At 35.9% G+C, this 18,340-nt stretch carries 22 protein-coding genes, 1 pseudogene and 1 riboswitch; of the genes and pseudogenes, 10 read left to right on the forward strand and 13 right to left on the reverse strand.

All coding sequences use genetic code 11. The annotated features are described in order from the left end of the window. Positions 1 to 6: 6 nt before the first annotated feature. Positions 7 to 183: pseudogene (locus ACERII_RS13160) on the forward strand (acetyltransferase); the annotation flags it as partial. 33 nt (positions 184 to 216) lie between these two features. On the opposite strand, the gene ACERII_RS13165 reads toward ACERII_RS13160, so the two are convergent. Continuing rightward, positions 217 to 429 carry a hypothetical protein gene (locus ACERII_RS13165; RefSeq protein ID WP_373642849.1) on the reverse strand — a complete coding sequence of 71 codons (213 nt, stop codon included), beginning with the start codon at positions 427 to 429 and terminating at the stop codon, positions 217 to 219. A gap of 179 nt (positions 430 to 608) precedes the next feature. Further along, a complete protein-coding gene (locus ACERII_RS13170) occupies positions 609 to 1,076 on the reverse strand; it encodes a DinB family protein (protein WP_373642850.1) in 468 nt (155 codons plus the stop codon). A 180-nt stretch (positions 1,077 to 1,256) separates the two neighbouring features. Between ACERII_RS13170 and ACERII_RS13175 the strand changes: the two genes are divergently transcribed. After that, complete coding sequence (locus ACERII_RS13175) at positions 1,257 to 2,264, forward strand: IS1595 family transposase (protein WP_373642852.1); 1,008 nt, start codon at positions 1,257 to 1,259, stop codon at positions 2,262 to 2,264. A gap of 70 nt (positions 2,265 to 2,334) precedes the next feature. On the opposite strand, the gene ACERII_RS13180 is transcribed toward ACERII_RS13175, so the two are convergent. After that, positions 2,335 to 2,919, reverse strand: a complete 585-nt coding sequence (locus ACERII_RS13180; RefSeq protein ID WP_373642853.1) for a hypothetical protein — start codon at positions 2,917 to 2,919, stop codon at positions 2,335 to 2,337. A gap of 186 nt (positions 2,920 to 3,105) precedes the next feature. Here ACERII_RS13180 and ACERII_RS13185 point away from each other — a divergent pair, with 186 nt between their 5' ends. The 3 genes from ACERII_RS13185 (at position 3,106) to ACERII_RS13195 (ending at position 4,494) form a co-directional block, all read left to right on the forward strand. Beyond that, on the forward strand, positions 3,106 to 3,480 hold the full coding sequence (locus ACERII_RS13185; RefSeq protein ID WP_373642854.1) for a DUF3221 domain-containing protein: 375 nt from the start codon (positions 3,106 to 3,108) through the stop codon (positions 3,478 to 3,480). Positions 3,481 to 3,540: 60 nt separating this feature from the next. Then, a complete protein-coding gene (locus tag ACERII_RS13190; protein WP_373642855.1) occupies positions 3,541 to 4,032 on the forward strand; it encodes a hypothetical protein in 492 nt (163 codons plus the stop codon). A 255-nt stretch (positions 4,033 to 4,287) separates the two neighbouring features. Continuing rightward, on the forward strand, positions 4,288 to 4,494 hold the full coding sequence (locus ACERII_RS13195) for a hypothetical protein (protein ID WP_373642856.1): 207 nt from the start codon (positions 4,288 to 4,290) through the stop codon (positions 4,492 to 4,494). Positions 4,495 to 4,573: 79 nt separating this feature from the next. Here the strand turns inward: ACERII_RS13195 and ACERII_RS13200 are convergent, their stop codons facing one another. The 4 genes from ACERII_RS13200 to ACERII_RS13215 form a co-directional block, all read right to left on the reverse strand. Beyond that, a complete protein-coding gene (locus ACERII_RS13200; protein WP_373642857.1) occupies positions 4,574 to 5,131 on the reverse strand; it encodes a GNAT family N-acetyltransferase in 558 nt (185 codons plus the stop codon). A gap of 56 nt (positions 5,132 to 5,187) precedes the next feature. After that, positions 5,188 to 5,490 carry a hypothetical protein gene (locus ACERII_RS13205; RefSeq protein ID WP_373642858.1) on the reverse strand — a complete coding sequence of 101 codons (303 nt, stop codon included), beginning with the start codon at positions 5,488 to 5,490 and terminating at the stop codon, positions 5,188 to 5,190. Between the two features lie 121 nt (positions 5,491 to 5,611). Further along, positions 5,612 to 6,691: a beta-galactosidase BglB gene (bglB, locus tag ACERII_RS13210; RefSeq protein ID WP_373642859.1), complete on the reverse strand. Its 1,080-nt coding sequence runs from the start codon at positions 6,689 to 6,691 to the stop codon at positions 5,612 to 5,614. A 61-nt stretch (positions 6,692 to 6,752) separates the two neighbouring features. Then, positions 6,753 to 8,048 carry an ABC transporter substrate-binding protein gene (locus ACERII_RS13215; RefSeq protein ID WP_373642860.1) on the reverse strand — a complete coding sequence of 432 codons (1,296 nt, stop codon included), beginning with the start codon at positions 8,046 to 8,048 and terminating at the stop codon, positions 6,753 to 6,755. 217 nt (positions 8,049 to 8,265) lie between these two features. On the opposite strand from ACERII_RS13215, the gene ACERII_RS13220 reads away from it, so the two are divergent. Beyond that, positions 8,266 to 9,249: an AraC family transcriptional regulator gene (locus ACERII_RS13220; protein ID WP_373642861.1), complete on the forward strand. Its 984-nt coding sequence runs from the start codon at positions 8,266 to 8,268 to the stop codon at positions 9,247 to 9,249. Positions 9,250 to 9,260: 11 nt separating this feature from the next. Here the strand turns inward: ACERII_RS13220 and ACERII_RS13225 are convergent, their stop codons facing one another. Continuing rightward, the gene (locus ACERII_RS13225; protein ID WP_373642862.1) at positions 9,261 to 10,466 is read right to left on the reverse strand and encodes a hypothetical protein; all 1,206 of its coding nucleotides are present in this window, start codon (positions 10,464 to 10,466) and stop codon (positions 9,261 to 9,263) included. Between the two features lie 439 nt (positions 10,467 to 10,905). On the opposite strand from ACERII_RS13225, the gene ACERII_RS13230 reads away from it, so the two are divergent. Further along, on the forward strand, positions 10,906 to 11,850 hold the full coding sequence (locus ACERII_RS13230; protein ID WP_373642863.1) for a DMT family transporter: 945 nt from the start codon (positions 10,906 to 10,908) through the stop codon (positions 11,848 to 11,850). A 149-nt stretch (positions 11,851 to 11,999) separates the two neighbouring features. On the opposite strand, the gene ACERII_RS13235 is transcribed toward ACERII_RS13230, so the two are convergent. The 3 genes from ACERII_RS13235 to ACERII_RS13245 form a co-directional block, all read right to left on the reverse strand. After that, positions 12,000 to 12,833 (reverse strand): bifunctional 5,10-methylenetetrahydrofolate dehydrogenase/5,10-methenyltetrahydrofolate cyclohydrolase, encoded by an 834-nt coding sequence (locus ACERII_RS13235; RefSeq protein ID WP_373642864.1) that lies wholly within the window; start codon positions 12,831 to 12,833, stop codon positions 12,000 to 12,002. A gap of 148 nt (positions 12,834 to 12,981) precedes the next feature. After that, positions 12,982 to 13,066: riboswitch (ZMP/ZTP riboswitch) on the reverse strand. Positions 13,067 to 13,138: 72 nt separating this feature from the next. Then, positions 13,139 to 13,825, reverse strand: a complete 687-nt coding sequence (locus tag ACERII_RS13240) for a hypothetical protein (RefSeq protein WP_373642865.1) — start codon at positions 13,823 to 13,825, stop codon at positions 13,139 to 13,141. Further along, on the reverse strand, positions 13,815 to 14,024 hold the full coding sequence (locus ACERII_RS13245; RefSeq protein WP_373642868.1) for a helix-turn-helix transcriptional regulator: 210 nt from the start codon (positions 14,022 to 14,024) through the stop codon (positions 13,815 to 13,817). Before ACERII_RS13245 ends, ACERII_RS13240 begins: the two co-directional genes overlap by 11 nt. A 227-nt stretch (positions 14,025 to 14,251) precedes the next feature. On the opposite strand from ACERII_RS13245, the gene ACERII_RS13250 reads away from it, so the two are divergent. Then, positions 14,252 to 15,055 (forward strand): TatD family hydrolase, encoded by an 804-nt coding sequence (locus tag ACERII_RS13250; RefSeq protein ID WP_373642870.1) that lies wholly within the window; start codon positions 14,252 to 14,254, stop codon positions 15,053 to 15,055. Between the two features lie 451 nt (positions 15,056 to 15,506). Here ACERII_RS13250 and ACERII_RS13255 read toward each other — a convergent pair whose 3' ends face one another. Further along, entirely contained in the window at positions 15,507 to 15,836 is a 330-nt protein-coding gene (locus tag ACERII_RS13255) for a hypothetical protein (RefSeq protein WP_373642871.1), read from the reverse strand. A gap of 235 nt (positions 15,837 to 16,071) precedes the next feature. Between ACERII_RS13255 and ACERII_RS13260 the strand changes: the two genes are divergently transcribed. After that, complete coding sequence (locus ACERII_RS13260; RefSeq protein ID WP_373642872.1) at positions 16,072 to 16,989, forward strand: hypothetical protein; 918 nt, start codon at positions 16,072 to 16,074, stop codon at positions 16,987 to 16,989. A gap of 375 nt (positions 16,990 to 17,364) precedes the next feature. Here ACERII_RS13260 and ACERII_RS13265 read toward each other — a convergent pair whose 3' ends face one another. After that, positions 17,365 to 17,568: a hypothetical protein gene (locus tag ACERII_RS13265; RefSeq protein ID WP_373642873.1), complete on the reverse strand. Its 204-nt coding sequence runs from the start codon at positions 17,566 to 17,568 to the stop codon at positions 17,365 to 17,367. A 316-nt stretch (positions 17,569 to 17,884) separates the two neighbouring features. Between ACERII_RS13265 and ACERII_RS13270 the strand changes: the two genes are divergently transcribed. Then, a complete protein-coding gene (locus ACERII_RS13270; protein WP_373643038.1) occupies positions 17,885 to 18,319 on the forward strand; it encodes an 8-oxo-dGTP diphosphatase in 435 nt (144 codons plus the stop codon). Positions 18,320 to 18,340 lie beyond the last annotated feature (21 nt).

The following is an 18,340-nucleotide window of genomic DNA, read 5'->3' on the forward strand; positions in this document are numbered from 1 at the left end:
CACCTATATGAAAAGCCAATTACCGTTGGCAACAATGTTTGGATTGGCGGAAATGCAGTAATAACCTCAGGAGTAACTGTAGGACATGTGGTGATAGCATCAGGTGCGGTGGTTACGAAAGACGGACCTGGCAATATTGTTGTTGGAGGAAATCCAGCTAGATTGATAAAGGCAATGAAATGATAAGTAAGAGGACGCTCCGAAAGTATTTGCCTTTTAGAGTGTCCTCTTTTGAATGCTTGTCCTGTAAAAATAAGATACATTCTCTTTTTCCTTGATAACTAGTTTCGAAGCCACTAAATGTACCGCAATTAGAGTAAGTATAAAATCTGTGTATGGATTAGTCGATACGAATAGGGTTGCTCCAATAGCAAAAACGATAAATGTTATAACTAGCAAAGCTAAGACGTACATACCATTACTTTTCATAACAACCTCCTAATAATCACCTTTTCTTTCTATTTATTTGGTTATTAATTCATAGTTAATGATAACAAACTAGGCTTTGTTTTGGAATAAATATGGGAAATTTTATAAGGCATAATACCTCATTCTAAGTCTAGATAGAATGTTTTGCAGTTAGTGGAAGCAGGGTAACCCCTTCCTTTTTAGTAATCTCTCATGATCAAATCAGAGGAAACAGGCTTCACATTTAACTCTCTTGCCCATACAGATAACTGGCCAATATGGTGGATTTCATGGGTAATGATGTGTCGCAGCACCTTTCCATATGTAAATGTATGAACCTTGCCAGTTTTACTCTGTATCTCTAAGATTTTATCCTCATCTTCCAGAGTCCAGAATCTCAGGAAGTCTTCGGTTACAGCCCTTGTTTTATTTGAAAAATCAATTACCTCTTGGAGTGTAGAAATAGAATAAATCGAGGATTCAATAGATGGTCTTTCTTGCAAATGAGCGACCCATAATTGTTCACAGTCACAAACATGATATAAATTCTTTATAATACTTCCCATACCACCCGTACGTTCCTTTCGTAGTTCTTCGATGGAAATCTTCTCACACCATCTAAACCAATCTTCTCTCACTTGCCAATTATATTGAAATAAATCTAACAAAAGTGCTCACTCCTTCATAAGAAATCAAAGTATCTATGTAGCCTAGAAATCTAGTATAATGTAACTCAAGATTAATTGTTAGGGAATTCTTTTTTTTGAAAGGCTGTTTTAGTATAGATTGTTGCTATTTTGACCAGACTCTTAGAAGATGCTAAAATACAGCCATAGGAGGGATATATGATGTGGAAAGACGTTTATGCCAATTTCTCAGATTTACCAAAACACGAGCAACAGAAGCTGTTTGACCTTATAAAAGAAGAGTTTTTCTCTGATGCAAATGAAGATATGAAAGATGCGTTTACATCTATTAGAGAAACACGTTTTAATGAAGGGTTAGGTTGTCTTCATTGTGGTAGTGTAAAGGTAAAACGAAACGGTACATACAGGAATAGACAAAGGTATCTATGTCGTGATTGTGGTAAGTCTTTCAACGACCTAACAAACACTCCTATATCGGGAACTCGTTATATTGGAAAGTGGTCTACCTTTTTTCAGTTAATGGTTGAAGGGTATACCTTGCCAAAGATTGCTGAAAAACTGGACATTCACCTATCTACTGCATTCTATTGGCGGCACAAGGTGCTTTTCGCCCTTCGTTCATTAGGATTTCAAACGTTAAAAGGTATCGTTGAAAGCGACGAGACTTTCTTTAAGGAGTCTTTAAAAGGGCGTGAAGTGGTCGATAGAAAACCAAAGAAACGTGGAGGTAGAGATAAGAAGAGAGGTATTAGTAACCTTAAAATCGCTGTCGTGGTGGCACAAGACCGTAATGGGAAAGTGATTGCTCAAAAAGCAGGAACAGGACGTGTTAGAGCAGAAGAAATTGATGCCGTTATTGGGGATTATATAGACCCATCTTCTTTGTTATGTACAGATACAGCTACAAACTACAAGAAATTCGCTCTTATCAAGGAACTTAAGCACGAAACGATTAACCTGAGCAAAGAGGGATATGTCAAAAAAGGCATTTACCATCTACAGCACGTGAACAGCTACCATAAGCGTTTGAAGGACTGGATGCAACGGTTCCAAGGTGTGGCAACCAAGTATTTAGATAACTACCTTTACTGGTTCAATTTTCTTCAACAGAGCAAGAAAATGGCGACCAAGGAACGAGTAAACCAAATGCTTTTAAGTGCGTGTCAGAAGTCCAATTTGATTACTGTTCAATATTTGCGCGAGGTATGAAATCAACCACTCCCAAGAGGAAGCGGCTGAACTTGTTCTTCAGATAACAAACATTAATTGAATTAAAACCCTATTTAAAAGCATCTTTATAGATTTCTGAATGGTGATTATTTAGATGAGTCGCTATAATTTTATTTAATTCATCAATTGTTAAACTTGGGTTTTCTTGTTTTGTTTGTTCTGAGTACATTTCTTGTTTAGCATTTTCCAAATAACCTTTAATAGTATTTAGTAAAGCTAAGTCAATTTCGGTAAGTTCATTATTATCTGCCATAGGGGGAACATCTGCGGTGACTGAGCCAGTCATACTTACTCCATATAAAAAATTGGACGCATGCCTAAAAAAATCCGATGGATAAAGCTTACTATCCATAAGCATATTGCCATAACGTATAGAAGCATCAGCTTCTAATAAATTCTTTTCTAATGCACGAATATAATATTCTAAACTCTCATTTCCATTGTTATTTTCCATTAATGTCTCAATATAATATATAGAATTATCGATTGAAAAGTATAGGTGATTAATAAATAATTGCCGCTGTCTTTCATCTTCTTTAACCCCAAAGTAGTGTAGCGATGAAAAAACGCCTAAAAATATAACTAAGATACAGATAATACTTCCCATTATCATTTGGACTTTGTTATTAAACATTTTTGCAATCTCCTTAATATATTTTTGGATTTACAAAAAACACTGTTGTTTGTTGAATTAACCCCCGTTCGTATCATAAGAACTCTATATCTAATGATACCATAAAATAGTAAATTAATCCCATTAATAAGCTATTAGCAACAATTATTACGAAAAGAGCCTTTTGAAAAAAAAGGAGGAATGAATGTGAAGAAGGCCCTCTCTTTTTGTTTCATATTCAGCTTTCTGCTCACTAGTTGTGGTCAAGGGGATCACCTCATTCAAAGTGAAGAACGTATGGGTGAAGGATCCAAAATCACTATGGAAGAAGAGAATGACCTATTCGGCTTATCCGATCATAAAATACTTTACGGAAAAGTGACGAAAAAAAGAAGGAACGAAATTGCCCTCAAATCCATAGATGATTCCAAAGATTTTTATAACATAATCTATGTAAAAGTAGAAGATGAAAAACAGCTACATAGTATCAGAAAAGGTCAGAACTTAGCAGTATGGTATGACTATATTCGTGAATCAAATCCTCCTCAGACGAAGGCTTTGAAAGTGGAGCAACTAGAATAAAATATAATATGTACCAAATCTGGGGGGATTATAAAAATAATGTTAGTTAGGAGAATTAGATTGAAAAATAAGATTGTATTACTTCCTGTTTTGACGTTTTTTATCATTAGTTTATGCTTCATTGGGTATGTTTACTTCAGCAACCCTCTCGTATTTTCTGGGGGATCCCAATATAGTAAAGATGGAATAGAACAAACAGTATATGATTTTTCTAACAACGGTTTCATGGATATTACTTTAAAAGAGGTAACTGTTAATGGGAAAAAAGAGCCTAAAAATGTAGCGTTAGGTGTGAGTTATGATACTTTGCAAGGAGTTCAAGTCGGAACCGATAATCCAAATATTCTTTTTATGAAGTTGGATGAAGAAAAAATTCAGCGGAAAATAACAAGTAATCAAGCCTTAGAAGTGATTAATAAAAATGAGGGAACTCCTCTAAGCTACGGTATTTTAGTTGAGTATTATGAAGAACCAATAGAAAGCTTAACTGTTACATATATGTATTTTGGTTTATCTATTAAGAAAAATATGGAGGTTTTTACAAATAATTAAAGTCATTTCTGGGTAGGAGAAATGGCAGCAATCTTCTCCGTTATTGGAGATATATTCGCAGCAATTGCAACTGCAGTAATTAAGTTTAAAGCATTTGATTTTCTCCGTCTTTGAAACTTATTTCCGTTTTATCCGTAATGAATTTTATACACGTCGCGACAATAAAAATCTAGGGAGGAAAACATGGAATTAACAAAGTCCCTGCCTGATGCTAACGTTTTTTTGAATATCGGTGTAAAATAGAGGAGGTTTCTCATGGAAATTATCTATCGATTACTGTTTTATGGATTTATTATATTTATATTTGGTTATTTAATAAACTTTTACGTGAAACCTATCCGTGAAAGATGGAATGAACATTTGGAGACGGAAAAAGAAGAAATGCGTAGTGAACAAACGGAAATGAAGCGAGAGATCGAACGGCTCTCCGCCAGAGTAGATGAATTAGAGCGGAAAAAATAAGGAAGGAAATAGAGGACGATTTGATATAGATTCCATGTTTCGCTATAAATAAACAGCAGTCCTCTTCCTTCCAATTTCATTATTTTAATAATACTTCTTTTTTGAGAATTCCATAATAAACTAAATCTATGTATTTGTTCTCTTTTTTTACATGCTCTCTCAAGATACCTTCTTTTTTCATGCCTATTTTCTCTATCACTTTTCCAGAAGCTGGATTTGAATGAAAACATCGAGCAAATACTTTATGATACTGTTTTTCGTGAAAAGCGAATTCAAGTATAGCTTTAGCAGCTTCAGAAGCGTAACCATTTCCCCAATAATCTTCTCCAACCCAATAAGCAATTTCACCATGATGAAAACTTTGATTGTTAGATAATGCTATTGCACCATATATCTTTCCTGTAACCTTATCTGTTACCGCGAATTCATAGCTTTTATCAATGTGGAAGTTACCAAGATGATTTTTTATCCAAGATAAAGCATCCTCTTTGGAATATGGGTAAGGTAGATACAATGTATTCTTATAAATATTGTAATTATTACATAAAAGGGTAACGTCTTTAGCATCGGACTCTCTAAATATTCGTAGAAGTAATCTATCTGTTTCGATTGATTTTTCTTTTTCCCTATAAATCATTCCGTTCACTCCTCCAATATTACTTTTCCATACTTGTTCATAGTCTTTTCATAATGTTAAAACAACATATTCCCAGTAAACTCATACCAAAGATTCTCTATTGTTGTTAATAGAATGACCGCTAAAAGAAAGGCAAGAATAGAAAATGCTACTTTTCTTCTTTTAGAAATAGAAGATAGTCGTTTGTACAGTTTCTCTATTAACATAAAGCATAGCAGATAGATTGGGAGAGAAAGAATGGTAGCAAGTACATCTATTAGTTCGAGCGGTGGACCTATTAGTTTTCCGAAAAAAAGGTTCGTTAGCAGTAAAATGATAAAGAGAAGAAATTGATATAAGATAAACAAATAAACGCTCAAATAAGGTGATCTCCTTCATAAAATAGTAGTGAACCTAGTATAGCAGTGGTAGCTCTAGTAATATACAAAAAACTGTGTCCATTTCTAATATAGCAGATAGAAGTGGAACACAGCTAGTTTATTATTTTACTGTCTCAATAGTCAGCCCATGCTCTAGGCCCTCCACCATCATTAATAGTGCCATTGATTGACCGTAAGGCATTGGACACACTTTTATGTCCTTGTAATATTGTAAATCACTCCCCATACCAGTTCCGTACGAGACATCCAGTAAAATTCCCTTTTCATCTATCCGCTCCATCACGGCTTTCCAAGCTTTAACACCTGTCTCCTTGTATTTCTCAGGAAGAAAACCTTTACGAACGGCCTTTAATATACCATAGGAGAATGCAGCGGTAGCGGACGCTTCCACATACGTTGAAGAATCATCTAATAATGTATGCCACATCCCATTTCTGTTTTGTAGTTTTTCCAACGTCTTTACTTGCATCTCAAGAGCGGAGAGTAATATCTCTTTCATGCTGGGAGGCAACTCAACGATTTCAAGATAATCTACTATTCCCGCTGTATACCAAGAATTTCCTCTTGCCCATAAAGCCCCTGCGAAATGATGATTTCCTTCAAATGTCCATCCGTGAAAAAGCAGACCAGTTTTTCTATCCGTGAGATATTTGAGATGAATAAGGAACTGATAAATACTCTCTTGGATATATTTATCGTCCTTCAAAAGAACACCCATTCTTGTAACAAATAACACAGTCATATACAATGTGTCATCCCACAGCTGTTCTCGATTCTCCATCGCTGTAACAATATGCTGAATCCCATTTTCCTGAGTACGAGGCATATCATTCATCACATAGTCAAGCCATTCTTTACAGAGATCAAGATAGTGTTCATTTTCTGTTTCTTCATATAAGTAGGTTAGCGTAAGCATGGGACACATGGTATTTACATTTTTTCCAGGTAAACCTTCCTGAAACCTTCGCTCAAACCAACCTTCCAGATAATTAAAGATTTCTTTGTTCCCAGATTTTTTGTAATAGAGATAAAGTCCGAAAAGCCCAACTCCTTGTGGCCATTCCCAGTGTTCCATCGAGATATGAGGGATGGGAACTTCGTTTTCCTCAAATGGTGCTTCCAAGTTTTTCATTTGATCGATAACGTTGTGAATGATCTTATCCATGTTTTCAGATACCATTATCATAGAACTCCTTTTTTTGTTTTTTGTAAAAATAATGTCCTCCAGTTGTAACGAAGGTTTATTGTAAAAGTTGTTCCGCTTCTTCGAAAAACTGTTCTACTGCCTCTTCCACGGTAATTCTGCCATACTTAAAGTGCTCGACGGCTCTGAAGAAAGAAGCAGCTATCTCACTTTCCCCTGCAGGAGGAGACGAAAATGCATCACTGGAGTAATCTTCCGCGATTTCAAGAAATTCAAATGTTTCCTTTACATGGTTATCCACAATAGGAAGGAGATGCTCTCTTACTTTAGAAGAGATGGGAACTCCTCTTTCAGCTTTTAATATTTCGTTTGCCTCTAGATTATTCGTAACAAAGTCAATAAACATTGCCGCCGCTTCTTCTTGTTGAGAATGAGAAGAGATGACAAAGGATTGACTTGGACGGATCCAGTTCCCATGAACACCACCTTGTAACGCAGGTAATAGTGTCACTCCTAAATTGAGGTCTGTTGTTTTGGAAAATGCAACCAGCTGATTGCTAGATCCCATACTTGCTGCTACATATCCATTTTGAAGCATGGTAGTTCCGTCGTTCATGAACTCCATAGTAAAATCATGAGGAGGACTAATCTCATTATCTAGCATTTCTTTCATAAGATCTAAATAGTCATGTAGTGTCTGTTTAGAAAATCCTAAATCTGTTCCTTCGTCGTTAAAAAATTCTTCCCCGTTTTGTCTAGCGTATAGATAAAACAATTCATATTCATTGTTTGCAAAATCAAATCCGTAATACTCGCTTCCTTCTCCTTCTGAAACAATGGATAGTCGCTCCATGAGCTCGTCATAAGTGTGGCCCGGCTCTAAAGAAACTCCGTACTTATCCAACATATCTTTGTCGTATAATAGGGAAATGGTGTTGGCACCTAGAGAGATAGCCATAACATTATCTCCTACCGTGTTCATATCTTGGTATACATCTTCCACATCATCTAAGTTGATTGTGCCGTTTTCAATAAGCGGAGCTAGATCAATGATTAAATCGTTTTCATTGTAATCATTAAGTCTGGAGTAATCCATTTGCAAAACGTCTGGTAAATTCGATCCAGCTGCTTGCGTGTTAAGTCGCTCCCAATAGCTATCCCATCCAGTAAACTCTGGTTCTATCGTAATATGAGGATATTCTGCTTCGAAAAGCTCGATTACTTCCATCGTTTTATCATGTCTATCCTGGCCACCCCACCATGCAACTCGAATGACAATATCTTCATCGTCATTTCCAGAAGAATCTCCTTGAGAACCATCTGTGTTCGTATTACAGCCAATTAATAGGAAAAAGCATAGTATTGAAACCCAGAAGATATTTTTCATTTTCATATCATTGTCCTCCTAAATTATATAGTAGTTAAAAAGCACATTCGCATCATGTATACTGAAACTATCAAAACATTCCTAGAAGTTACTGAAACTATCAGTGCTTAGATGATTTGTTTTCTTAAAAGTTAATATAGTTGGGTGTTCCATCTCTCATCAAACTCGTTAGGAAGCAGTGAGAACCGTCCCCAATGCTTCCATTCAGAAGGAGAAAAAGTGTATGAATCGAACGGAACTGAATTCTTTTTTGCTGCAATATAATGATTTCGAGAAGATGCAGCATGTGGAACAGGTGAACATTCATGATCTAGAAAAATCATATTCTAAGGATGCCTCACCACGAATGCCGAAAGCACCTTTTTTTAAGGAGCAATCTATTTACATAAACCGTTCTAATCGGTTTGCACCCATGCCTTCTCATACGCATGACTTCATTGAGTTGAATTACATGTATTCTGGCTCGTGTGAGCAGATCATTAATCAACAAAAAGTAGTACTTACACAAGGACAAATTTGCCTACTTGATAAAGATGTTCCTCACAGTATTAGCTCATTAGGTGAGGAGGATATTTTAATTAATATATTGCTAGAACGAGAAACCATTTCAACGGCATTTTTAAGTAGGTTTGCAAACTCTCATAGTATCGTATCTAGCTTTCTCATTAATGCGGCATCTGAAAGTCAACAGCATGATCGCTTCATTATCTTCCATTCAGAAGATAATGAAAATCTGCAATACATTCTTCATATGATTTTGTGTGAGTACTTTGATCCGAAGCTGTATTCCAACGATCTTATCCAAAATTGCATGACGGTTGTATTTACAGAGCTCATGAGAGTATATCAGCACGATAAAAATTATGAGGAAAAACGAAATTCTGTTGATGCGAATATTATGCAAATACTAGAATATATTGAATCTCATTTTTTAACTTGTGGACTAAAGGATACAGCGAAACATTTCGGATTTACTCCAAATTACCTTAGTAACCTCATTAAGAGCAAGACAGGTAAAACGTTCACAGAATTGATTACGAAACAAAAAATGTTGCATGCAGCTTCTCTTCTCTGTAATACGGAATTGAGTATAGAAGAGATCGCTGAAAAAATTGGGTATGTGAATGTAAGCTTTTTTTATCGAAAGTTTAAAGGAGAATATGTATCTACTCCAAGTAAGTATCGACGACTTCATCAAAAGGAGTAGGTGTTCTCCTGTTAAAGCTTCAAATCATTGTTTTCCGCAAAATGCTTTAACATTACAATCGGTTCTGTTTCGGATGTATTCGTAATCGTCACACCAGCTTTTGCTGCAGGTTCTGTAACAAAGAACTCGTCGTTTGTTAATTGTCCATACCGGATACAGGCTGGTGTTTCTAATTTCCATACATCACCGATTTTTCCATACCCTTGAAGCATATAAAGGCCGTATGCAGCACTGTCTTTTATTGTTACCGTTTGACCTGGAAAAACAGTAAGTCGCTTCGCACTAGCAACCTTAGATTTGTAACAAATCCATTCTTCCACATAGCCTTCTGCCTCCATCTCTTTTAATGGAAAAACAGGTTTTGGGGCCATAAAGTTCGTTTCATAGAAGTTAGGATCTATATTTTTCTCCCAATCAATAATACTCATTAAATAGTCGTAATTGCCAACCTCCTCTTCTGGCGTATCCTTCCATAGCAATTCTTCTGGGACAGCGTGGTCACCATGGAGAACGGATTGATACATGGCATACACATCAGAAGCAAATTGTGGCTCATAAGTGCAGAGACTACCAGGAGCGTGAAGCACGCCAGGGGGAACATCCCAGCCAGTATCTAATGTTAGTCGAAATGCTCGTGACAAGTCGGTAATTTTATTATCACCTTTGGAAAAATTCATTAAGGATTCTTTTATTTGTTCCTTTTCAACACCAGGATTGATCCCGAAGAACGTGTAAGGGAATTCTCCTCCGTGATTGTTCAATTGAGAAGGATAGAAGTACATTTCTGGTTTTCCTTTTTGACCAACACGAGCTGCGGCCTCGTCATCGTGATGAATATGATGTGGGAGCGGTCCTAAATTATCAAACAGCTTTGAGTAAACTGGCCAACATTTATATTTGTTCCAGAGGTCTTCCCCTATAAATTGTCCTTTCAATTCGTTTACCACATCTTTCAGCAACACTTTCGTGGAGCCATCAGCAGAAACAACATAGCTCAATCCTTCATCATCCGGTGTGTCAGGACCATTCTCTGCGTGAGTTGTGGAAGAAAACCAACGTTCATTTATTCCACCACGTTGTAATCCAAGAACATACAAATCATCTTGATGAAGCTTCATTCGTTTTCCTGGACGGCAGAAGGAACGAGGAACCCAAGTTGGCGTTAACCGTACAATTCCTTTACCCTCCACTACTAATTCTTCAATGAGCGATTTCATTTCTCTCCACCTGCTTTCTTCATGTGTTGTTTGCTACGGTTCAGAGGGAACGAGCTTTGATCACTTATATAATCAAAGTGACCAAAACTGTCCATATTATCTAGACTAACCTGAACTAAGTAAACAAGGTATACCTATATTTAAACGCTTTCAAAGGGATTGAACAATAACCTATCTAATGAGAAAACTGTCCGATTTACAGATGGAAGCAGTGAAGCAGTGGGGACGGTTCTTATTGCATCCTTTTCGGAACAACGCTAAGGGAGAGCTTATAAGGACAAAATCGAGGTCAGAGCAGTGTGAATTGTCTTTATGAAGACTCACTTACACGAAACCAACTTTGATCCTTTAGACACTGTTCTTACCCTTCCCTCCACTAACATTCCACCACTTGTGGTAAGATACATGTACAGTATTTTTCGGAATGAGGATTGTAAAAATGAAAGAGAAGTCACTTCTATTTACCTACGGAATCGGAATCATATTTTTTGTGATGGTAACGTGGGGTCTTAATGTTGTAATGTTAAAAGTGTTAATTGAATATTTCCCACCAGTGACCATGACTGCTGTACGTATCTTGCTTGCTGGTATTGTAGCAATATCGATGATTCTCGTAAGTATGAAGATGAGGAAGCTAACCAAGAAGGAATGGTTTTATACTATTTGCGGTGGTCTATTAGGAATAGCTGCACATCATTACTTTTTAACCATGGGGTTAACTCTAACGAATGCATCTAATGCAGTGTTAATTTTAGCTCTTGTTCCTGTAACAACTTCCATTTTTGCGGTTATCTTTCTTGGAGATGTGTTAACGAAGTGGAGATTGTTAGGAATGGGTTTAGCTTTTAGTGGGGTTGTTCTCACGCAAGGTGGGGGTCAAGGGTCTGTTTCACTTGGGGATTTCTATATATTTATTTCCATGGCAGTTCAAGCGCTCAGCTTTATTTTTATCAGAAAAGCAACGATAACAGTGGATCCTAGACAAATGACAAGTATGATGCTTCTCATCGGGGCTATTGGCGTACTTATTGTTAGCTTTATCTTAGAGCCAGGAAGTATCACGCAGATGATAGGAGCACCATGGAGCATATATGTCATCTTTTTCGTCTCAGCGGTTCTTTCAACTGCTGTTGGACATTTTCTATTCAATGCAGCAATTAAGCGGATAGGAGCAGGTCAAACGGCTGTTTTCAACAACTTTGTTCCTTTCATTGGTCTCGTTGGTTCTGCCATTTTTTTAAATGAGCAAATATATTGGTATCAATCTTTCGGATTTCTTATTATCGTTTTAGGTGTTTTATTTGGAACAGGTTATATGGAGAAAACCTTCTTCAAAAAGAAGCATGATGACAGTTCTCTTGTTTCTAAAAGTAGGGCAGGATGACGATAGGAAGCGGTTTGTGGTATCACAAGAACTGCCCCCTCAACAACTAAATAACATAAAAAAGAAAAATCTAGTTTACTTTGGAGGAAAGAGCACAAGGAATACGTGCTCCAATCAACCAAAAAACTAGATTTCCTTTTCATATTATATTAAAGTCTTTCTGCTGCATCCACCGTGTGCTTTAGTAATGTTGCAATGGTAACTGGACCTACTCCACCTGGAACAGGAGTAATAGCACTAGCAACTTCATAACAAGATTCATAGTCAATATCGCCAATATTTCCTTTATTATATCCAGCATCTAAAACAACTGCACCATCTTTTAACCATTGGCCTTGAATGAACTCAGGTTTTCCTACTGCTGCAACAACAATATCCGCTTGTTTCAGAATGTCTGGGAGTTTCCTAGTTTTTGAGTGACATGTTGTTACCGTGGCATCTTCATTTAAAAGTAAAGCAGAAACAGGCTTGCCTAGTATAGGACTTCTTCCAACAACCACTACATGTTTCCCTTCAATTGATAGTTGGTAATACTTTAAAATTCTTAAAATAGCGGAAGGAGTACAAGAAGGATAAGATCCAAACCCAAAGGCAGTTTGCCCATATCCAGCACTTGTCACTCCATCTACGTCTTTTTTAATATCAATGGCTTCAAACGCTAGACGCTCGTCAATGTGAGATGGAACAGGGTGTTGCAAAAGAATGCCATGAATCGTGTCATCATTATTTAGCTCATGTATTCTTCTGATTAAATCCTGTGTGTTTGTTTCTTCTGGCAAATGAATCCGAATCGACTTTATTCCGATTGTTTCACATGCATTTTGTTTCATTCTTACATACGTTTCAGATGAAGGATTATCGCCAACAAGTATTGTTGCAAGGCATGGAACTTTCCCCCTCGATTTCAATACCTCTACTCGATTCACTAAACTATCTTTTACTTCTTGGGCAACAATTCTCCCATCTAAAATGATCTTTTCCATGAAAAATCCCTCCAAAATTTTAATTAGAAAAAGGTACTTACGCTAATTTCTTAAATGATGAAAGCTACTTTTTCTTAAACATTCATCATTTAGAGAAGTTAAACTTCGCAAAAGAAGTATAAAAAAGAGATAAGGAACGCAATGTCCTTATCTCTGCCCAGACGACTCGACCAATATAAAACACAGTTCCCTTGTGGTTTATTCCACAAATGCCGTCAGTTACTGTGTCTCTCACTTTTGAAATTAGATTACCATATTTTTCGTAAATGTCAATCACACTTGTAGGAAGAGGATAAATAGAAACATCAATGCTCTCTTGAATCTCCTTCCCTGGATCTTTTTTCATAATAATAAAGGCCAGTTATCAATAGTCCAATTACTACCGCTGAGAACAAGAGAGGGAATGGGTTGAAACTATCTCCAGGCTCACCGAATAAAAAAGTTAATAAATCGTAATAACTACTTGTTTCAAATAATGGACTAATAATAAAAAGTGCCGTTAGAAAACCAATAATAAATAACATTCTATTCTTCGTTTTTTTGCTAATTCTACTATTACATTCGATGAACCAATTCGCTATTTTTCCAAGGGAGTTTGGATGTATTTGAAACGTTTGCGCAATAACATAGGTAATAAAAGGTTGGATGACCAAAGAAAGACCGAATAGAATCATTATGGTAGTATTAGGAGTTCCCGTAACGATTCTATCGATAATGAGTCCTACAAACAGCAAACTTACAATCATATAATAGCTAACAGAAGCGCTCTTATGTTGAATTTGTTTCCCCAGTTCCTCACTAGGCAGAATACCGTCCTTTTTCTTACTGGACCCCCAAGTAATTGTAAAAAAGAAAAATAATAATAACATGCTCAAAAATATTACATCACTAAGAACAATTCCATCCCCAGCTATCAGTTTATAAATGATATTCCCTAAAATAGCGAAGCAACCGATCAATAATAATATACTAACTACCATTCTACTCTTCATATTCTTTACCTCCTTGTAAAAATAATGTATCCACCGTGACCCCTAAATTTTTTGCAATGTCAAAAGCTAGCTGTAAACTAGGGTCATACTTGTTGTTTTCAATAGCATTGATTGTTTGCCTACTTACACGACACAAGTCTGCAAGCTTTCCTTGTGAAATCTTTTTCTCTTCTCGCAACTCTTTCATTTGATTTTCCATATGTAAAACACCTTCTCATCAATTAGATGTGTAAAAAACTTTTGACACCTTAAGTATAGAGTAGAGGGGAGTGGGTGTCAAACATGTTTTACAGACACAGGTGGTACTAGCCAAACATGTACTTGAAAATATATAACTTTTTTATCTGTTCATCATTTTGATATTATGAATGTAAATCTAGTAATGGTCTTCTACTTCAAATAAACTAATACTTGAGGTGATAAAATATGAACTACCTTTTTATCGATGCACATATTCATTTAGACAAATACACGACGAGAGATAGAGAAATCATCTTGAGTGATAGAGAAAAAGACCATGGAGATCAGCTTATTTCCGTATCTAACAATCTTGCTTCGTCTAAACAAAATCTATCATTTTCAAAAAAATATAAGGGGGTTGTTCACGCTGCGTTTGGTTATCATCCAGAGCAAGCACTTCCTTCTGACTTAGAACTAGAATTCCTCCTAACATTTATGGAAAAACATCAAGGTGAAATGGTAGCGTTAGGGGAAGTAGGGCTTCCTTATTATTTGAGACAAGAAAATCCGACCATCCAACTAGAAGGATATATAGAACTGTTGGAGGGCTTTATCATCAAGGCAAAGGATTTTCAAAAACCCATTGTCCTTCACGCGGTGTATGAGGATGCGTCGATGGTTTGCGAATTGTTAGAAAAGCATTCCATCGAGAAAGCCCATTTTCATTGGTTTAAAGGGGATGTGAAAACAGTGGAGCGGATGCTTAAAAACGGATACTATATTTCTGTAACCCCAGATGTTGTCTACAAGGAGAAGATCCAACGTCTTGTGGACTTGTATCCATTATCAAACATGATGGTGGAAACAGATGGACCATGGCCATTTGAGGGTCCTTTTAAAAACAAAATGACGCATCCAAACATGATTCACCAATCCATCAGTAAAATAGCTGAAATAAAAAAGATTGACGCTCTGGATGTCTATCAACAACTTTATGAGAACACACAACGTTTTTATTCATTAGAAAAAGATAGAGAGGATGTTAAGTAAGAACCTCCGTTTTAGTTACAATACTGTAGAAAGTTATCATGGATCAACTCATCAGGAATAGTTTTTTACTAAATCTTTTAGTTTAGAAAACGTAAAGATCCTGAGGGTTAATAAGAGAATAATTGAAAAGGTACCTAAAAATGTATATTCAAAGTTAATAACGCCAAACCAAAATAAACATAATGGAAAGATAATCAGGAGCATTAATAAATACGGAAAAATCATTACATAATATATCCCTTTTCCATTTTTATAGTTGAAAAGGGCTTTCCATTTAGATTCATTCATATGAAAGACTTTTTTGATGAGCATAAAAAATAACATCAAGATCCCGACGTACGATAAAGAACCTACTATATCAAAAATAAGATAAGAAACAAGAAAGATAACGAAGTTCATATCTATCTCTCCCCTTTTCTTCAATGTCTTAACTAAAAGTGGATCTTATACACTACTTCACTATATGTTTTTGATAAATGATATAATACACGAAAATCATTATTATCAATCCGCCAGTACATAAAAAGGTAACGATATTTTTTATAATTTCCTCACCGAATAATGGTAGGGCAAAACCTGCAAGTATAAAGGTGATGCCGTAGCTAATCCACATCATGCAATTCGCTTTATTATATGCCTTCACATTGGTTATTTTTTCTGAATTAACTTTTGATCCAGCCCAAAAATGCATTGGAGTTTCCTTAAAAATTGCAATTACACCTACTGAAATAAAAACAGCTGAGACAAATGCCAATATAATGATAGAATTCAAATATTCCATTCTACAACTCTCCTTTTCTTTACGTACAACGAGTTGTACTCCCTCTTACTTTTCATACGAATGATTTCCTTTAAAGGTTCCTGTACATATAGGTTATCCGTGCCTAAGCGATGGTAATATGAATTATTCATTTGTAAGTAGATGAAATTTTATTTTTTGAGCAAGGTAATTAAATGAAACTTATGGAAGAAAATGATTGTCTTATAGTTAAAATAGTTAACAGGGGGAAATGAAAATGAAAGAGGTTAGATTTGCATCAATTTATTTTCTGAAAGTTGGTTTCTTTGTACTTACAATCCTTCTCTTTTTCGTCGTAGGAGGCTGTCAACAACAAAGTAAAACGCCTGCACAAGCGGATCAAGGGCAAGGGAGTCCAACTAACGTAACAGAAGAAGGTTCTTCACCTGGGTCTAATACGGAAAAAACGGAAGAAGGGGTTGTTATACCAGCAATCCAACTCCCGAAACGTACTTCTAGCACGGAATCTATGGATATGATCGGTCTCATCGTGTATCAAGGAAGAATTTATACACAGACAGCAGCACAGATGGAAGAATCATATGTGGAAGATCTCAAGGGTGAAAAACTTGGCACAACGAAGCCGACAATAGATGAGTGGAGCAAACAGGACGACTATGCAGTCGAGTTTGCATCCTCCATTGGTACAACGGAAGTATATTCCGTGAAAGGGTATGATAAGGAATTTCGGATTATGTCCTATGGAAAATATGATGGGCGAGTGTATGCTGAATTTTACGAAACGCTCAATGGGATAACCGTATATAGCGGGGAAGATGTATTTGGAAAACTTCACCTTTTTGATAGAATAACGTCTGCGAAATACCAAAGCTACAGTAACTGGAACTATGATAATAATAAACTTCATTCATTAGAAAACTTGGAATTAATCAATACGTTCGTAAAAAAACTAAATCATACAACTCCTTATACGTATGAACAAGTAAGAAGTGAAGTAGAATCACAACGTAATGACCCGAGTTTTCGCCAAATGATCTTATCTGTGGAGGATGGAACATCGGTGGAGATAGTGTTGTATAAAAGTGGTTTAATTAGTTACGGGTATGGTGGTGTATTTTTTAAAATGGATGATGAATTATTTGAAGAGGTTTGGAGTGAAATGCCTATAAATTAGTGGAGAGGAGTTATAAGACTAAGATATGGTAATCCTTGAAAAGTAGAGACTCATCCTTACAAAAAAGGCAGCGGTATGCTGCCTTTTTCAATCGGGCTTTCCTTATTGCCTAGGAAATATATCAAATCACATTCCTGCAGCAATATTATTACTGACTATTTTCTTTTTTAATTTTGTTAATCTGATTCACTAAATAGATATGAAAGATAAGGCAACATAACAGAAAGACATGAATTCCGATGTAACTTTGATTCACCTCCCAGCAATGATTCATTCTCCATTAGCTTTGCCATCAATATGCTAAGTCTAAAAGCAATATGAGAGATCTAATGTTACTAACTCAACTTCAACAAACGAATCCATCAACCATGGATTTTATTTTTTTTGCATAAAACGGTCTAGAAAATACCATGTTGTAGCGCCTAAAACTCCTCCACTCAACCCAAAAATCACACCACCTAATACATCGTTGTGAAGGACAATATAAAAGATTACACTTGCTATTGCCCAAGTTACTCCATAGGCAGCGGAGATGATCAAAGATTCTCTCTTGGTTCTTTTTTTAAGTTTTTTCTTCACAGCAAACAACTCCAGTATGGAAAATAAGAAGCATTTTATTTTAAAGATTTCTTCCATTCAATTAGGAGAACTTTTTCAAACTTTCCTTGTCTATATTTTCTAACATTATTTTAACATAAATATTCAAATGTGCTATATATATATATATAGCTATCAGAAAGTTTCACCCTATTCATTCATTGGGAAATGATGTAAAATATATTGGATACAAAGAATAGCCATAAAAGTTGATAATATTATAAAACTAATAATTCACTAGCATTCCGAGGTGTAGCAATTGGAGAAGCAAATTAATTATAAGTTTTGGACAGTATGTATGATTCAAAATGAAAACAAAATCCTTTTACTAGATAGAAAGCATGATGGATTTTCGGGCTTTATCCCTCCTGGAGGAAAAGTAGATTTTCCAGAGAGTTTTGTTGAATGTGCCATAAGAGAAGTGAAGGAGGAAACAGGTTTAGAGGTTACTAACCTTATTTTTAAAGGTATATACGAATATGTAAATCTGAAAAAAAATGACAGATATATCATATTTAATTACATAACAAAGGATTTCAGAGGCCAGCTATTGAAGGATTCTCCAGAGGGGAAACCAGTATGGGTAGATATTAGTGAACTTGACCATCTACCAATCCAAAAATCTATTCGCAGGAGAATGCCTTTGTTTTTCAAAGAAGGTACTTTTGAGATTCACGTTACTTGGGATAATGAAAAAAATGATGAAGGGGAAGTAATTATTAGAGAGACATGAGTGCTCATTCTACTACTTCCA

The organism is Evansella sp. AB-rgal1, from assembly GCF_041820985.1.
In the GTDB taxonomy this organism is placed as follows: Bacteria; Bacillota; Bacilli; order Bacillales; family Salisediminibacteriaceae; genus Evansella.

Excerpts from the sequence above, each read along its gene's own strand:
- ACERII_RS13165 (WP_373642849.1), bottom strand. The coding sequence starts at position 429 with ATGAAAAGTAATGGTATGTACGTCTTAGCTTTGCTAGTTATAACATTT.
- ACERII_RS13175 (WP_373642852.1), top strand. The coding sequence starts at position 1,257 with ATGTGGAAAGACGTTTATGCCAATTTCTCAGATTTACCAAAACACGAG.
- ACERII_RS13180 (WP_373642853.1), bottom strand. The coding sequence starts at position 2,919 with ATGTTTAATAACAAAGTCCAAATGATAATGGGAAGTATTATCTGTATC.
- ACERII_RS13195 (WP_373642856.1), top strand. The coding sequence starts at position 4,288 with ATGGAAATTATCTATCGATTACTGTTTTATGGATTTATTATATTTATA.
- ACERII_RS13200 (WP_373642857.1), bottom strand. The coding sequence starts at position 5,131 with ATGATTTATAGGGAAAAAGAAAAATCAATCGAAACAGATAGATTACTT.
- bglB (WP_373642859.1), bottom strand. The coding sequence starts at position 6,691 with ATGGTATCTGAAAACATGGATAAGATCATTCACAACGTTATCGATCAA.
- ACERII_RS13215 (WP_373642860.1), bottom strand. The coding sequence starts at position 8,048 with ATGAAAATGAAAAATATCTTCTGGGTTTCAATACTATGCTTTTTCCTA.
- ACERII_RS13220 (WP_373642861.1), top strand. The coding sequence starts at position 8,266 with ATGAATCGAACGGAACTGAATTCTTTTTTGCTGCAATATAATGATTTC.
- ACERII_RS13225 (WP_373642862.1), bottom strand. The coding sequence starts at position 10,466 with ATGAAATCGCTCATTGAAGAATTAGTAGTGGAGGGTAAAGGAATTGTA.
- ACERII_RS13230 (WP_373642863.1), top strand. The coding sequence starts at position 10,906 with ATGAAAGAGAAGTCACTTCTATTTACCTACGGAATCGGAATCATATTT.
- ACERII_RS13235 (WP_373642864.1), bottom strand. The coding sequence starts at position 12,833 with ATGGAAAAGATCATTTTAGATGGGAGAATTGTTGCCCAAGAAGTAAAA.
- ACERII_RS13240 (WP_373642865.1), bottom strand. The coding sequence starts at position 13,825 with ATGAAGAGTAGAATGGTAGTTAGTATATTATTATTGATCGGTTGCTTC.
- ACERII_RS13245 (WP_373642868.1), bottom strand. The coding sequence starts at position 14,024 with ATGGAAAATCAAATGAAAGAGTTGCGAGAAGAGAAAAAGATTTCACAA.
- ACERII_RS13250 (WP_373642870.1), top strand. The coding sequence starts at position 14,252 with ATGAACTACCTTTTTATCGATGCACATATTCATTTAGACAAATACACG.
- ACERII_RS13255 (WP_373642871.1), bottom strand. The coding sequence starts at position 15,836 with ATGGAATATTTGAATTCTATCATTATATTGGCATTTGTCTCAGCTGTT.
- ACERII_RS13260 (WP_373642872.1), top strand. The coding sequence starts at position 16,072 with ATGAAAGAGGTTAGATTTGCATCAATTTATTTTCTGAAAGTTGGTTTC.
- ACERII_RS13270 (WP_373643038.1), top strand. The coding sequence starts at position 17,885 with ATGATTCAAAATGAAAACAAAATCCTTTTACTAGATAGAAAGCATGAT.